Source organism: Actinomadura sp. SCN-SB (genome assembly GCF_043906805.1).
Lineage (GTDB): Bacteria > Actinomycetota > Actinomycetes > Streptosporangiales > Streptosporangiaceae > Spirillospora.
The window spans coordinates 1-569 of the sequence record NZ_JBIMPP010000190.1; the positions used below are offsets into that span (position 1 = coordinate 1).

Sequence of the window (569 nt, forward strand, 5' to 3'; positions counted from 1 at the left end):
GGTGGCGCCCTCTCCGCCTAAGCCTCGCCTGTTCTCCTGGGATGTGCCCGACCGGCGAACGGGCGGGGTGACAGATGATCTGGACCGCGCGCATCAGCACGTCATGGACGCGTTGTGGGAGTCGGATCCCGGCACCGAGGGCCAGGTACGCCGCGTCACGCTCGCCACTACCGCTCCGTCCACATACACCGACTGCGGCATGGTGGCCCACGCGCGGCGGCTGCTGCGCGATGTGGTGTGGGACCCGGCATGACCACCGCCAAAGCCCCAGAGGCGGCCGGGGTCGGCCTTCGACAATGACTCACGTCTGATGCTCGCTACCTGCGCGCCTGAGATCCCGACGCTGGTTCTTCATCCCACGGACCGCGCTCCTGCGCTGGCTCGGAGGTTTGTTGGTGAGCGGTTCCGTGAGTGGGGGCATCAGGATGACTACGTCGGCCGTGTGGTGGTCACTGAGCTGGTGACCAACGCCTACCGGCATGGGGCGGGGTTCATCGTGGTGCGGGTGTTCCGGGACGAGCGCGATGGTCTGGCGGTGATCGAGGTCTGGGATCACGGGCCGGGACTGC

1 protein-coding gene is annotated in these 569 nt (G+C 67.8%); it reads left to right on the forward strand.

All coding sequences use genetic code 11. The annotated features are described in order from the left end of the window. Positions 1 to 253: hypothetical protein (locus ACGWYJ_RS38990; protein ID WP_395111743.1), on the forward strand; the 253-nt coding region annotated here is incomplete at its 5' end. Positions 254 to 569 lie beyond the last annotated feature (316 nt).